We start from the raw sequence: 13,598 nt of genomic DNA on the forward strand, positions 1-13,598 counted from the left end.
GACCGGTTCGGTTCGGCGGGCCGGCAAGTGGCTGGGCGCTGGTCTGCTGCTGGGCGCCGCCGCGATGGCGGCTCCCGCCCTCGCCGTCGTCGAACCCGCGCCGCCCGCCCTCGCCACCACGCGAACCGTCCCCGCCCTCCTCCACACGGTCGCCGCCCGGCCTGCTCCGGCCGCGTCACCCGGCCCGACGCACACGCCCCCCTGTGTCTGCCCCCGTCCCGACGTCCCCGAGCACACACCGGTACCCCCTGGCGACGAGGACGACGACGGCGGCCAGAACACCGACGGCGACAACACCCCGGCACCCGGTGATCACAGCGGTGAGGGCAACGACGACCGGGGCGACGGCGAAAGCGACGCCGACCGGGGCGACAGCGAAAGCGGCGACCAGACAACCCCGGCCCCTGAGCACAAGGACAACGGCAACGGCATGGGTGAGAACGACCAGGACGCCGACAGCGGAAGCGACGGTGGGAACGGCACCCAGGACACCGACACCCCGGACACTCAGGACACCGACACCCCCAGCGACAGTCCCGCAGGCAGCGGCAGCGACAGCGGGAACAACGGCCCGGGCAACGACGAAAGCGGCGGCCAGGGCACTCCAGCCCCTGACGATCGGAACAACGGATGTTCCTGCCCCAGGAATCCGACCGCCGAGAAGCCGGCCCCCGGCAGCACGGACGGCGCCGACGCGAAGGACAAGTGCCAAAGCGGTCCCACGAAGAAGAAGTCCGAGAACAAGAAGAAGCGCGAGCAGACCGCGAAGAACAAAAAGGGCGAGAAGGGGCAGGGAAAGTCCCATGACTCCGGCAGGAAGAACGGCGCGTGCAAGCCCAAGCACTCGGCGCCGGACAGTTGCCCCAGCGAGGACAGCCTGCCTGGTCAGGTCGACCCCCAGGACAGCGCCCCGGAAACGAAGCCCTTCGTCATCTGACGCACCACCACCCTGGTCCAGTTCCGCCCCCGGCGCTCTCCCCAACAGGAGGAAGCGGAAGCAATCCGCGCTTGTCAGCACCACCTCGTTCGTAGGCCCGCTCAGCAGCTGAGCGGGCCTACGAACGTTCTCCATACCGGAGCCCCCGGTCAGCGAAGCCACGTGTCTGCCTGACGCGTTCGCCGACACCATGTCCAGTAGTGCCTTGTCACGTGTTGCGCGGCGTCTGGGCAGGCTCGGCATTCGGCGGTTCTCTGTCGGCGTGACTCAACGAACTGGCAGTGTTACGCGATGAGTTGGAGACGTTCACGGCGAAGGTGTTCGCTCCGCTGCGACGCTCGGATCAGCAGGTCAAGGGCCTGGCCACGGCCCACAGGCTGGACGCGGTCACCCACCAGCCGCGCTACGGCGGACTCAGACCCCGCCCGAAGCCCCGATATCGGACCCGCCCCGTGGCGCCGGCCGAGCACGTGCGGGCCGCCGGCCGAGCGGCGCCCCGCACGGTGACCTGGCGGCAGGGCTCCCGCAGCCGTCCGACCGGTGAGTTCGTCGCCCTGCGGGTCCGCCTGGCCGGCCGACGGCCACGATTGGAGCCCGACGGCACCCTGCCCGCGTGCTGGCTGCTGGCTGCCGACCCAGTGGCCCACCCACCTGGCCGAGCCGTCCCACTACTGGGTGTCCACCTCGCCGGCCGACACCCGGTTCGAGGAACTGGTACGCCCGGCCAGGATCCACTGGCGAATCGAGCACGACTGCCGCGAGCTGAAGACCGCCCTGGGCCTGGACCACTTCGAGGGTCGCTCCTGGACTGGCTGGCACCGCCACGTCACCCTCGTCACCGCCGCCCAGCAACAGTGGGAGTCGAACCGAGCCTCCAAACCCACCCGCCGCGAACAGAAGTGACCGCGCGGGCACGCGGGAGCCACGCCCCCAGAGGCCGTTTTCGAAGGTCACCCTTGATCAAGGGACTATTCCGGGGCGGCGCTGCCCGCCAGAATGATCGACATGACGATCCGTGGAGTGCTGTTCGATGTCGATGGAACCCTGTACGACTACGAGGCGGCCGAGAAGGCCGGACTTCACGAACATCTGGTGGCCGAAGGGCTCTCCGACCGGTTCGCGTCGCCGGCGGAGGCGCTGCGTGTGTGGCGGGAAGTCAGGGAGGAGGAGTACCCGCGCTTCCTGAGCGGCGAGTTGACGTTCGCCGCCCAGAAGGCCGCACGGATTCGGCGATTTCTCGCCCAGGCCGGAGTGGTCGGCGCAGTTGAGTTGACGGACGAGGCGGCTACGGCGTGGTTCGCGAGCTACGCGGTGCGGAGGGATACGAGCCGACGGGCGTTCGACGATGCTCAGCCGGCGCTGGGCGCGTTGGCGGGTCGCTTCCGACTCGGCGTCGTGTCGAACTCAGTGACCGCGCACCAGCGCGCGAAGCTGGATGCGATCGGGCTGCTCGGTTACTTCGCGGAGCCGTTGGTCTGCTCCCAGGAACACGGTTCCGCCAAGCCAGCGGCGAGCATCTTCCTGGCGGGCTGCCAGGCCCTGGGGTTGGCGCCCGCCGAGGTGGCCTACGTGGGTGACGACTACGAGAAGGACGCGGTAGGGGCACGGGACGCAGGGTTGCAGGCCTTCTGGCTGGACCGCTCGGCTTCCGGAGGCTCCGGTGCCGTGGAGGCCGGCGTCCGGGTGATCGCCTCGTTGAGGGAGCTGGTGGGTTTGTGATCAGTGCTCGGGTCGCTTGAGCAGGGAACAGGGCACTGCCGGGGTAGATAGGGAGCGTGAACGAGACCGAGGACCAAGGCGAGGCCCTGCCGGAGCTGTGCGATCTGTGCCACGCGGTGATCTCCGACGGCAGCGAGGTCTACTTCGTCGTGCGGGATTCCTCGGTGGTGCACCGCACCGACCCGGAGTTCGACGGGCGGCGGCTGCTCGTGGCCTGCGGCCGGGAGCACGGGCGGCGGCTGGTCGAGCAGTATCGCGATCGGCCGTTCGTCGGGCCCGAGCAGTGGGCGGCCGAGATCGGCAGGGCTCTGGACCAGCACCCGGACGGGCTGAGCGGAACTGGCGGAGGCGACCGGGCTCACGCCGGCCCAGATCGAGATCGGTGTGCGGTGGCAGGCGATGGCCGCCACGGACTGGCGCTCGCGGGCCGGCCTGGACGACGGGCCGGACGGCGAGCGGGCCTGACACGGCCAGCTTCAACGGCCTGACGGGCGACCGGGGGCCGCGGGAAAGTGGTCACCGGACGGCGCCGCGGGCGGGACCGGGCCAGGGCGGTGGCGGTGACCGTGAGAACGATCAGTCCCGCTGGGCCTCGCGGGAGGCCGGCTGTCCCGACCGCTTGGACTGCCGCTGAGTGATGCGCCTGGTCATCAGGGTGATCGCGACCCAGGTGATCAGCGACTCGGAGTGCTGGACGAGACGTTCGTAGTCCCGGGCGTGCCGGCGCGCGTGCATCACCCAGGCGTGACTCCGCTCGACCACCCAACGTCGGGGCAGGACCACGAACCCCTTCGCGGCCTTGGGTCGGTTCACCGTCTTGACCGTGAGGTTCAGGTATTTCCTCACCCAGCCGACCAGTTGCCCGGCGTAGGCGGAGTCGGCCCAGACGATCGTGTTCTCGATACGCGGCGAGCAACCCTCTCGCCGGGGCAACAAGCAGCTGAAACGGGCGTTCTTCCTCGCCGCGTTCGCCTCTCTCAGCGACCCGGCCTCCCGCGCCTACTACGACAAGAAGATCGGCCAGGGCAAACGGCACACCCAGGCCCTCCTATGCCTGGCCAGACGCCGGGTCGACGTCCTGTTCGCCATGCTCCGCGACGGAACCTTCTATGAGTCCCGGCCGGCCGCAGCGGTCAGCTGAACCGCGGGTCCGCCATCAGCACCACGCGCTCGGCTGCGGGGTCAAACCCGAGCACCGGGTGCCCGTAGTCGCCTTCGGCCGTCATGGCCACCGGCTTTCCCAGCCGACGACCGACCGCGGTCAGGAACCGGCAGAGGACGTCCACTCCTTCCTGGCCCTGCAGCTCGCGAAGGTCCACATCGAAGTCGATCTCCTCGGCAGACATCGGACGGAAGATCACCAGCACGCCCGGAACCGGCCAGACCCGCAGGTCGACCGTCTCGGCATCCGCCGGACGCGTCAGCACCTCCGCAGCAGGAGGCAGCGGCCCGGCGACGCCACCCTCCAAGAACTCCCAAGCCCAACCACTCGACCGGACCAGATCGAACACCGCCTGCCAGCCCTCCACCGAGGTGCCCTCCACGGACACGTCCGGCAGAGCACCCATCAAGTCAGGGTCGAAGAAGTTCCTGACGTCATCCCACAGAAGATCCGGCACCCCTCCATGCTGCCCGCCCACGCCTCCCGAGCGCAGCCCGATTTCCTTGACGAACCCCAGAGAGGCACCCCCCGGGTGAAGGACGCCCTCGCACCCGGGGCGCCGGGTGAGCCGGCCTTCGCGCAACGTCCCGAAGACATCTGCTCCGCTCCGTCCTCCGCTACCGGGCCGCCGTAGACGAAACGCCCGTCCGGTGTCCTGAACCGTCCCGGGGACAAGGCCTGACAGGCCCTCTGACCAGCACAGACAACGTCGGACGGTCTCGGACGGCACAGGTGTTGTCCACGGGATTCCCACCCGGCCAGGCTGATGTCCACCGGCCCCGCACCCCGGAAGACGACGCCACTTGGAAGGCGTCATCCGCGGTGCGGCGGGCCGCCCCCGCCACCGCCGGAGTCGACGACCGGGCGGGACGGGAGTACCGAACTCCGGGCCGCCCTCCGATCAGGACAGCGCCCCTTCCGATCGCCGTTTCCGAACCGAGGAGAGCACACTCATGAGCACCGTCCGAGCACGCCTGAGCCGCCCCCTGGCCGTCACCGCCCTCGCCGCCGCCCTCGCCGCGGGCCTTCTGACCGGTGGCCTTGCCCTGGCCGGTCCTGGGGCCCGCCACACGGCCGCTGTCGCACCGGCCACGGCCACGCCGCTGTCCCAGGACGACGTCGACGACGCCGACGCCCCCACCTCCACCGAGCAGCCGAACATCACCACCGCCGACACCACCACCGCCGACACCACAACGGCCCAGGCCGTGAAGGCATCCTGCGGCAGCAGCGCCTCCGGCTTCGCCAACACGTGGGGCCCCGTCAGCCGCTCCAACTGCTCCGTCCTCGGCTCCAAGGGCCACCAGGTGACCTACACCTTCTGGATCCCGGCCGGCACCCAGCAGGTCGCCACCGTGCGGGTCTGGGGCATCGACGGCAACAACAAGGGCCGGTGGTACAACGCCGGCACCATCAAGTCCAGCGGCCAGACACACCGCATCACCGTCCCCTGGGGCAACAACGCCGCCACCCCCCGGGTCCAGGTCAAGGGCGGTGCCAGCTCCGTGTTCAGCGGCGTCCGGTGGACCCACTGACCCCCGTGGTCTGACCCCGGTTCCCACACACCCCGCGGGGTCCGGCGCGGCCGGTACCCGGACCCCGCGCTGTCACCGCACGCATCGCCAGCCACCGGCCGACCGACACCACCACCCCGTTCCCGAACAGAGGAGTACTGCCATGCGCGCCCTTCGAGCACGTCTCACCAAGCCCCTGGCCGCCGCCACCGTGGCCGCCGCACTCCTGGCCGGCGCATTGCTGTGGGCCGCTCCCGGCGACACCTCCCGCGCCGCGGCCGCCTCGTACGACATGGCCCGGTCGGCCACCGGCTCCCCGACCACGTCCCCCGGTACGGAACGAGCCCAGGACGGCGACTCCGGCGCCGTCGTCCAGGCCAGTGCCCAGAACGCCTCGGGCTGCACCCCCGCTTCCTACGGAATGGTGTGCGGTGCCGTCAAGGGCAAGGCGCTGCGCGTCGACACCGCTCACATCGCCCGCGACAAGGTCTGGCCCGAGGCGATCTGCGACTACGAGGCCGTCCTGACCGTGTACAACAACAAGGGCACCAAGATCCACCAGCAGCGCAGCCCGCGGCACGGCGGCTGCAGCATGGGCCGGGCGTGGTTCGACCTCGACGTCCACAAGTCCTTCCCGGACAACTCGAAGATCGCTCTCTCGTTCTACGAGCGCGGCGTCCACCAGGGCACCACGAGCTACAGGATCACCCGATAGAGCCGACGGCCCGGTGCCGACGGCACCGGGCCAGGCCGCTGAACGAGGTTCGGCACATCGCTCGCCGACCCGTCACCGGCCGCGTTCCCCGGGGAGTGTCCCGCAGCACCGCTCACCTCCCCGACAGCCACGGAAGGCGCGCCCCCGTGAGGGTCGGCAGTCCCACGCCGACCCTCACGGCATTCCCGCCCTCCCCTTCGTCCGAAAGAGAGAGTGCACCCTTGATCCGAACCATACGAGCGCGGTTCCCCCGTGCCGCTGTAGCGGCCACGGTCACGACCGGCCTGCTGGTCGCCGGCCTGCTCTGGGCCACGCCGAACAGCGCACCTGCGAACACACCCGTCCTGGCCCGCACGGCGCCGCCCCCGACGACCCCGACGACCCCGACGACCTCGAAGACCTCGACGACCTCGACGAGCGCGGCCGACGAACAGGCCGCAACGGCCGGGCGGGGCACGGGGGTGGGCGCAGGCTCCCCGGCCTCGCCCCTCGTCCCGGTGCGCCAGGGCGTCGGGGCCGTCCCCGACCGGGTGATGACGTGGAACCTGTACGCCCCCGGCGCTGGAGAACCCGAGAACTACGCGGCCGAGATCGCGAAGTACAGGCCACAGGTCCTCGGGGTACAGGAAGGCTGCAAGCACGCGGTCGAAAGGACCGTGAAGATCCTCGCGGACAGGTACGGGCTCACGTACCAGGTCGCCTACGGCACCGCACGCCATGACCGGTTCAACTGCGGCGCCCTCGGTGAGAACGCCTACGGCCAGGCCATCCTCTCCGCCGCCCCGATCGCGCAAGCGGGCAACCAGCTCTACACCAGCGGCGGCTCGGAGGACCGCGCCTTCATGTGGGTGACCACCACCGTCGGCGGCAAGCAGGTCCGCATCTACAACACGCACCTGGCCGAGGGGCGGCAGAGCACCGTGCGCGCGGCTCAGGTCAGGCAACTAGCCGCGACCCTGGCGGGCAAGCAACGCGTCATCGTGCTCGGAGACTTCAACACCCAGCCCGACACACCCGAGATGGCCCCACTCTGGTCCGTGGGACTGACCGACGCCGATCCGAAGTGCGGCTGGCGGTCCACCGCGGGCTGCAAGCCGACCGCTGACGCCGGCCCGCCCCGCAAGAAGTTCGACTACATCCTGTTGAGCGGGGTCAAGTCCACCGGCGTGACCGTGGTCGACTCCGTCCACTCCGACCACGACGTGGTCTATGCGGCGCTGAGCCTGAGCTGAAGCCGGCCGCACAGGGGCGGTCCGTCGGACGAACCGGCGGACCGCCCGGCGGCCGTGCGGCCGCAGGCCCCGTCCATGGGCCGTTCCTACCCGTGATGCACACCGCTGCCGCAGCCCGGCGCACCGTCCCAGCACGGGTCCTCGGGCGCGGGGCCGGACGTCGACGACACCCCGCCGGTGGAGAACTGGGTGGGCCAGCCGCTCGACGCGGACTGCGGCAACGTCACCTGTGACGTCGCGGCCGGCAGGGGCGGCGGCTGCGATCGCGGCGCCGACGTCGGCACCGGCGTCGGCGGTGGAACCGCCGGGGCGGCCGGCGCGGACCTGCCCGCCGCCCCGCTTCCAGCCCCCGGAACGCTCGCGTTGCCCGCCGCGTCCGCGCTTCGACGCGCAGAGGGACTCACGGTTGCCACAGGAACGGCGACCCCGGCATCCCCCGTCGGCGGCGCCGATGCCGGCCCCGCCGCCGAGCCCGCCACCTCGCCTGCAGACGGACTCGCCACCGTCGCAGGGCCGGTCGTGGAGGGGACGACGGACGGCTCCGCAGTTCTGCGTCCGCCCCGGTCCGGCAGGCCCTCGATGCCGATGACGACAGCGGTCACCACGACCACCGCAACCGCGAGCGTGACCGCCGCCACCGTACGACGCCCCGGCGCAGCCAACCGCAACGTCATACGCGAGACAGCCTTGCCCGAAGCAGACGCCGCCGCCGCGGCCGTGTCCGCCGCCGCGGGCCTCTGCGCACCATCGCCGGCCGGCCGCTCGTCCGAACCCGCCGGCGGCACCTCCTCCCCGCCGTTGTCCCCGGCCGGTTCCGGCTCGGTGGCGGTACTCGCTGTCGCGTCCGCGCTCACACCGGACTGGACCGAGGACTGGGACAGCACGAGGGCGGCCGTCTCTGCGGGGCCCGCCGTACCCGGCTCCGTTGGCTCCGTCGACTCCGCTGGCTCCGGCGGTTCCACCGACTTCGATGCCTCCGATGCCTCCGGTGACTCCGGTGACTCCGGTGACTCCGGCGGCACGGGTCCGGGCGTCCGGATGGACTGGACGGCAACGGCCTTTCGGGCCGCGACCCAGACCACGACATCGTCCGCATCGCCCCCGCACGCCCGAACGAAGGCGGCCACAAGGTCCTCACGCGGAAGCTCGGCACGCCCCAGGGCCCCCGCCAGCGTGGCACGGGGGAGAACCTCGCCGGCCTGCTCGGCCCGCCGTTCAAGCTGCCGAAAGCTCAGGCCCGACCACTGCCGAAGCTGACGCATGACCCTGACGAACTGCTCCGGCGTCACGACCTCCACCGGACGGGGAGCGCGTCCAACTGACGGGTCGTCACGCAAGTCGGATTCGGATAAGGAAGACGGATTCACACCCGGTAGCGTAGGCGCGACCACTCGCGAGCCGGGGCTTCTCACGGCTTTCCCCCAGCCTCGTGCCCTACTCGTTACTGAGATCTGCGCTTCAGGGTGACGGTTCACACTGCCTGACCCGGTGCATCGGCTACCGGACCTTCACCGACGACGAACGGGCCGGCCTCCCCACACGCCTCCCGGCGGACCCGCCGTGCGCGGCGCCCGACACGCCGACCGGCAGGTGAGGCCGGCCGACGGCCGAGGAAGGCCGGGATCAGCGAGCCGCACCGCCGCCCGCACCTCGCCCGGGGCGTCTCAGGCGGTGCACAACGTCGCGGCGGGGCGCCGACCGGCGGTGAACGCGGCCGGTGGGACGCCCATGAAATGGCGGAACTCGGCCGTCATGTGGGACTGGTCGTAGTAGCCGGCCGTCGCCGCGATGTCCGCCCACCGGCCCGCGTCGGCCGCGAGCACGGTGCGGAGGCGGTCGATGCGTGCGAAGTGCTTGGGGGACAGGCCGGTGGCGTCGGTGAACAGGGCGTGCAGGCGGCGCTCACCGATGTGCAACCGGGCCGCGGTCGCGGAGACGGTGGTGTCGGCCAGTAGACGCGCCGCCTCCTCGAGCCGCTCCGACGGCTCCGGGCGGTCGGCCACTGCTCCTTCGAGCGCGGCGACCGGGTCGGCGGCGAGCCGGTCGATGTCCAGGCCCGGTAGTTCGCCAAGCGGCAGCACACCGTCGGCGAGCCCGTTCAGCGAACGTCCGAGCAGGGCTTGGGCACGACCCGGCCGCAAACGGACCCGCACACACGAGCGGCCGGGCGCGGCGATGTGATAGGTGGCCCGGGTGCGGGGGCCCATGACGATCAGTTCGCGCTTGTCCGTGCGCACGATCAGTGTGGTGGCGTGGTCGGGCACGTCGACCGCCGCCGAACCGGCCGCCGTGGCGACGTCGATCCCGGCCACCCACCGCAGCAGCGCGGGCGGCACGACGAGAGAACTCACCCGGCCCACGATAGTGCCGAAACTTCCTATCAGGAGCCGTGGGAGCGCTGTCATCGTCGGGACATGATCCTTGTTACCGGTGCCACCGGCACCATCGGCAGTCACGTCGTGCGCCTGCTCACCGAGCGGGGCCTGCCGTTGCGGGCGATGTCCCGCCGCGAGCGGCCCGGCGGGGTACGGGCCGACTTCGACGACCCGGCGTCGCTGGCGCGCGCCGTGGCCGACGTCGACACGGTCTTCCTCGTCACCGTGCCCCCCGCACCGACCGCGGACCACGACATCGCCCTGATCACGGCCGCGCGGGCGGCAGGCGTCCGCAAGATCGTCAAGCTGTCCGCCATCGGCACCGGCGAGCGCTTCGACGGAGCGACCGTCGGCGCGTGGCACCTCGCCGCCGAGGAGGCGATCGAGGCCAGCGGACTCGCGTGGACGATGCTGCGCCCGCCGAGTTTCGCCTCGAACGTCCTGTGGCACCGGGCCCTGATCCAGGCCGGAGAACCGATCCCGAACCTGACCGGCGACTCCCGGCAGGCCGTCGTCGACCCGAGGGACGTGGCCGCGGTCGCCGTCGCCGCCATGACCGACGACGCCCACGACGGACAGCGGTACGACCTGACCGGGCCGCAGCTGCTGACGTCCGCGGACCAGGCGGCGATCCTGGAGGACGTGCTGGAACGACCCGTCAGGATCACCGACACGAACGCGCTCGACCACTTGCCGGCCGAGATGGCCACCGGCATCGGCTGGGCACGCGCCGGCGGTGCGGCCTACGTCACCGACCACGTGCCGCGCATCCTCGGCCGGCCGGCGGGCACGTTCGAGCAGTGGGCACACGACCATCGGGAGGCATTCACGGCGTTGCCGTAGCCGACCGCCGCGGACGGCCGCCAGGGCTCCGGTGGTTCGAGGGATCCAGCCCGTTCTCCGTCGGTGCTTCGCTGGAGCCGGTGAGAACTCGCGCAGATGGGTGGGGGGCGTGGTCGCCGCCTACGGGTGCTTTGTGGTGATCGACCCGTCGGTGGCGATCCGGTCCAGGACGAGCGCGGAAGGGCGGGCAGGCCCTCATGCAAGATTCATTCGATTATTAAGATCGACGATCGTTCAATTGACCTGAACGAGTGAATTCAATACCAGGAGCACCATCATAGATTCGTGTACGGCATCAGCTGCCATAAGCGAACTGCGCCCCTGGGCACGTTGAACGGGGCAGAATACTGATTGACAGTGGATTTTCCCGAGCCCATGATAAGCGCCGTCCGACGGTCGGCTGCGAGGCGACAGATGACGTACACGAAGCTCGACGAATCGCTGATCTCGCGCGTGCACGCACTGAAACAGGCTGCCCTCCACCGGGACGAGGACGACGGTGCGCGGCTGGACCGGACCGAACGGATCAAGGTCCTGCTCCAGTTCACCGGTGACCTCGCGGCGGTGGAGGGAGCCGGTTTCTGGACCGATTTCCACACCGCGCGGGTCGCGGTCGGCACCATCGCCGCCGAAGACCTCGAACGGATCTCCGAGCTCGACAACGTGGTGGCGATCCAGAGCGACCGTCCGGCGGGGTTCACGGGCGCCGAGGCTCCCGCCGGCGAGGCGGCCGGCGTCGGCGGGACCGCCGCCTCGGACCTCGTCCACGCCATCCCGCCCGGACTCACCGGACAGGGCGTGGTCGTCGGAATCGTCGACAGCGGCATCGACATCTTCCACCCGGCGTTCCGGAAACTCGACGGGACGACCCGAATCACCTCGCTCCTCGACCTGACCCTGCGCCAGACGATCGAGGTCAAGGGCGCCCCCACCGGAGGTTCGATCGTCCTGCGGTGGTTCGCTCCGGACTTCACGCGCGAACAGGCGACCAGCCCTCTGGCCTTCCCCCTGACCGCGTCGACCCTGCAGGCCGCGCTGGGAGCGTTCGGGGGTGTCGCGCCGGGCGACATCGTCGTCACCGGTGGCCCCCTCCCCACACAGCCGCTGACGATCGATTTCGAAGGCAACTTCCTCAAGCCGGGCTTCGACAGCGCGAGGATCAACGCCCTCCGCCTGACCGATGTCACCCTGACCGGGGGGACGAGCCCGGAAGTGAGCGTCGTCCGGGGCCGCCTCATCTCCCCCAATGAGATCAACGCCGCCCTGGCCGCGGCCCCGCCGCCACCCGCGGCACCACCGCCGTTCGTCTCGCGCGACCCCGACGGCCACGGCAGCCACGTCGCCGGCGTCGCCGCCGGCATCGGCCTTCCCCGCTGCTGCTCCCCGGATCGGACCGTCGGACTCGCCTACGGTGCGGACCTCGCCATCGTCCGCACCGTGCCCTCCGAGAGTGACATCCTGCGGGGAGCCGCACACTGCCTCGAACAGCCCTGGCTCCCCCCGGGCACCGACCCGAAGCCGCCCGCGGTGGTGAACATCAGCCTGTTCGTCACCAGAACCGCCCACGACGGCACGTCCGTCCTCGAAGCAGGGCTGGACGATCTCCTCGTCGGAGTGAAACGCCGGGCGATCGTGGTGTCCGCGGGCAACGCGAGCGGGCTCTACAGAGCCGGGACTCCCGGATCCGCCGCCGAGGAGTCCGGACAGCACGCGTCCAGGATCGTCCCCGCCGGGCAGTCGATGACGCTCGGGCTCGCCGTCACCCCCCGCACCGCCCAGTCGCTCCTGATGGACGTCTGGTACGCGGGACCGGGACAGCTGACCTTCGCCCTCACCCCACCGCCCAGCGTCGGCGGAACGCCGATGACACCGGTTCCGCCCAACCCGAACCCGAGCGCACCGTCCGTGCGCCAGACGCTCGGACAGGGGACGACCGCGCACGTGGTCTTCGTCACCTCACGACTGTCCGAGGCACCGAGCAACAAGCGTCTCATCCGCGCTCAGATCAGCCCGCCTTCCGCCGTGCCGCCGCTCGGACCTCAGATCACCCCCGGCGTGTGGACCATCACCCTCACGGAGACCCAGGGAAGCGACACCCGGTTCGACTGCTGGGTCTTCGGCAGCTCCAACGACCCGAAGTCCCGATTCGTCCTCACGGATCAGGAACCCACCCGGACCGTCACCTCACCCGGCACAGCACGCCTCCCGATCACTGTGGGTGCCTACGACCCCCGGACCAACCTGCTCGCGGCCTTCTCCGGCCGGGGGCCGACCACCGACTTCCGGCTCAAGCCCGAGGTGTGCGCGCCCGGCATCAACATCGTCTCGGCCAAGGCCGGCGGCGTGCCCCCCGATCTGGTCATCGCCATCGACGGGACCAGCCAGGCCACGCCGTTCGTCACCGGCGTCGTCGCGCTCATGTTCGAGGTGAATCCCGACCTCGACCACCCCACGATCGCCGGGCACCTCACCTCCACCTGCCAGCCGCCGGTGCCGCCCGTCCCACCCACACAGTTCGACAGCGGCTGGGGTTTCGGCCGTGTCGACGCCGAGAGGGCCATCCTCGCCGCACGGCCCGCCCCGCTCGCGGAGGCCTTCGCCGCCGGCGGCGAGCCGCTCGTGCTGCCCACCGCCGCCTACCCCGCCGCCCACGTCCCGGTGGCGGTCCGGATGCGCGCGGTGCTCGACCGGCTGGCCGAGAGCCCGACCGGTCGCCGTGCCGCCGAGCTGTGCTCCGCGCACGTCGAGGAGACGCGCCGGCTGGTGGACACCGAACGACGTGTCACGGTCGCCTGGCACCGGATGCACGGCGCCCTGCTCATCCGGCGGCTGCTGCTCAGCGACCTCGCCCACGACAGACCCGTCCCGCGCACGCTCGGCGGCCGCTCGGTGGCAGAGGGGCTGGCCCGTCTGCTCGACGAACTCTCCGCCGCCGGGAGCCCGGCACTGCGCGAGGCCGTCACCGTGCATCGCGACTTCCTGCTCCGACTGCCCGGTGCGCGACTGTCCGACCTCGATGCCCTGGCCGACCCCGACGACCCCGACGACACGGACGACACGGACGACACGGACGACCGAGCGGAGTTGAGCTGAGATGGCCG

At 71.1% G+C, this 13,598-nt stretch carries 11 protein-coding genes and 2 pseudogenes; 10 read left to right on the forward strand and 3 right to left on the reverse strand.

What is annotated here, in order from left to right:
• Window positions 1-64 precede the first annotated feature (64 nt).
• The 4 genes from ABZ449_RS09380 (at window position 65) to ABZ449_RS09395 (ending at window position 3,144) form a co-directional block, all read left to right on the forward strand.
• Window positions 65-937 (forward strand): hypothetical protein, encoded by an 873-nt coding sequence (locus ABZ449_RS09380; protein ID WP_360342763.1) that lies wholly within the window; start codon window positions 65-67, stop codon window positions 935-937.
• Window positions 938-1,477: 540 nt separating this feature from the next.
• A complete protein-coding gene (locus ABZ449_RS09385) occupies window positions 1,478-1,840 on the forward strand; it encodes a hypothetical protein (protein WP_360342766.1) in 363 nt (120 codons plus the stop codon).
• A 102-nt stretch (window positions 1,841-1,942) separates the two neighbouring features.
• Entirely contained in the window at window positions 1,943-2,656 is a 714-nt protein-coding gene (locus ABZ449_RS09390; protein WP_360342769.1) for an HAD family hydrolase, read from the forward strand.
• 56 nt (window positions 2,657-2,712) lie between these two features.
• Window positions 2,713-3,144: a hypothetical protein gene (locus tag ABZ449_RS09395; RefSeq protein ID WP_360342772.1), complete on the forward strand. Its 432-nt coding sequence runs from the start codon at window positions 2,713-2,715 to the stop codon at window positions 3,142-3,144.
• 145 nt (window positions 3,145-3,289) lie between these two features.
• On the opposite strand, the pseudogene ABZ449_RS09400 reads toward ABZ449_RS09395, so the two are convergent.
• Window positions 3,290-3,550 (reverse strand): annotated as a pseudogene (locus ABZ449_RS09400) (transposase); the annotation flags it as partial.
• 4 nt (window positions 3,551-3,554) lie between these two features.
• On the opposite strand from ABZ449_RS09400, the pseudogene ABZ449_RS09405 reads away from it, so the two are divergent.
• Window positions 3,555-3,797: pseudogene (locus ABZ449_RS09405) on the forward strand (IS110 family transposase); the annotation flags it as partial.
• Here the strand turns inward: ABZ449_RS09405 and ABZ449_RS09410 are convergent.
• Complete coding sequence (locus tag ABZ449_RS09410) at window positions 3,790-4,275, reverse strand: hypothetical protein (protein WP_360342775.1); 486 nt, start codon at window positions 4,273-4,275, stop codon at window positions 3,790-3,792. The pseudogene ABZ449_RS09405 and the gene ABZ449_RS09410 overlap by 8 nt on opposite strands.
• A 496-nt stretch (window positions 4,276-4,771) precedes the next feature.
• On the opposite strand from ABZ449_RS09410, the gene ABZ449_RS09415 reads away from it, so the two are divergent.
• The 3 genes from ABZ449_RS09415 to ABZ449_RS09425 all read left to right on the forward strand — a co-directional run bounded on the left by ABZ449_RS09415 (window position 4,772) and on the right by ABZ449_RS09425 (window position 7,279).
• On the forward strand, window positions 4,772-5,353 hold the full coding sequence (locus tag ABZ449_RS09415) for a hypothetical protein (RefSeq protein ID WP_360342778.1): 582 nt from the start codon (window positions 4,772-4,774) through the stop codon (window positions 5,351-5,353).
• Between the two features lie 142 nt (window positions 5,354-5,495).
• Window positions 5,496-6,047 carry a hypothetical protein gene (locus ABZ449_RS09420; protein ID WP_360342781.1) on the forward strand — a complete coding sequence of 184 codons (552 nt, stop codon included), beginning with the start codon at window positions 5,496-5,498 and terminating at the stop codon, window positions 6,045-6,047.
• A gap of 221 nt (window positions 6,048-6,268) precedes the next feature.
• Window positions 6,269-7,279 carry an endonuclease/exonuclease/phosphatase family protein gene (locus ABZ449_RS09425; protein WP_360342784.1) on the forward strand — a complete coding sequence of 337 codons (1,011 nt, stop codon included), beginning with the start codon at window positions 6,269-6,271 and terminating at the stop codon, window positions 7,277-7,279.
• A gap of 1,664 nt (window positions 7,280-8,943) precedes the next feature.
• Here ABZ449_RS09425 and ABZ449_RS09430 read toward each other — a convergent pair.
• Window positions 8,944-9,630 (reverse strand): AraC family transcriptional regulator, encoded by a 687-nt coding sequence (locus tag ABZ449_RS09430; protein WP_360342787.1) that lies wholly within the window; start codon window positions 9,628-9,630, stop codon window positions 8,944-8,946.
• A 63-nt stretch (window positions 9,631-9,693) separates the two neighbouring features.
• On the opposite strand from ABZ449_RS09430, the gene ABZ449_RS09435 reads away from it, so the two are divergent.
• Both ABZ449_RS09435 and ABZ449_RS09440 read left to right on the forward strand, forming a co-directional pair.
• On the forward strand, window positions 9,694-10,497 hold the full coding sequence (locus tag ABZ449_RS09435; protein ID WP_360342790.1) for an NAD(P)H-binding protein: 804 nt from the start codon (window positions 9,694-9,696) through the stop codon (window positions 10,495-10,497).
• Between the two features lie 414 nt (window positions 10,498-10,911).
• Window positions 10,912-13,590, forward strand: coding sequence for a S8 family serine peptidase (locus ABZ449_RS09440; RefSeq protein WP_360342793.1), 2,679 nt, complete (start codon window positions 10,912-10,914; stop codon window positions 13,588-13,590).
• Window positions 13,591-13,598 lie beyond the last annotated feature (8 nt).

This window comes from Kitasatospora sp. NPDC005856 (assembly GCF_040629945.1).
Classification (GTDB): Bacteria; Actinomycetota; Actinomycetes; order Streptomycetales; family Streptomycetaceae; genus Kitasatospora.